Raw genomic sequence first — 770 nt, 5'->3', positions numbered from 1 at the left:
TTAAGGGGCTGAAACAGAGTTAAATGATTATGAAAATGCAATGCTTTGTTTTAATACATCTTTAAAATTATTTGAAAAGATTAATGATAATTATTCTAGTGAATTTTGTAAATTGATTAATAGCTTTTCATTTTTTTTTCACGAGAATGGTCTGTATGAAAATGCAATTGATTTATATAAAAAAAACATTATTGATTCTAATTTAAAAAATATTTCTAGATTAAATCCAGTTTATACTTCAACATTAATGAATTATGGTATTTTTTTAGATTCAAATTTAAATTCAAATTTAGCATCTGATTATTTTACTAATGCAATAAATAGTTTCAAATCTCAAAACCTTGAAATCCTCGATTTTTTGACAAATTCAGAGATTGATTCATATTGGTTAGGTAATAATTATACTGATGTGATAAAGTCTTTTTTGAAGCAAAATTCAACAAAGTTCATAGATTTTAATATTTCAACTTATAACTATGACCTCCTCCTCAAAAACCTCACCCTTCGCAACCAGCAACGCATTAAAAACAGTATTGCTCAAAGCAATAATACCGAATTAAAAGATAAATACGAACGGTTTATTGCTAATAAAAAATACCTAACCAAAATTGAAGAGCAACCTTTAGACAATAGACCCAAAGACTATGAAACATTAACCCAACTTGCCGATTTTAGCATTTTAAAATTAGTAAAAAGGTTTTTTTGTGTTAAATATATGTTAAATATAAGGCTGTTGCTTGAGTCTAAAAACCTTAAAAACTTTAAAATCA

General features: G+C 25.3%; 1 protein-coding gene. It reads left to right on the top strand.

The genetic code is table 11. The annotated features are described in order from the left end of the window. Window positions 1–247: 247 nt before the first annotated feature. Window positions 248–770: hypothetical protein (locus tag B0A58_RS13805; protein ID WP_133063146.1), on the top strand; the 523-nt coding region annotated here is incomplete at its 3' end.

Source organism: Flavobacterium branchiophilum NBRC 15030 = ATCC 35035 (assembly GCF_002217205.1).
In the GTDB taxonomy this organism is placed as follows: Bacteria; Bacteroidota; Bacteroidia; order Flavobacteriales; family Flavobacteriaceae; genus Flavobacterium; species Flavobacterium branchiophilum.
This window is presented reverse-complemented; position numbering and strand designations above follow the sequence as displayed.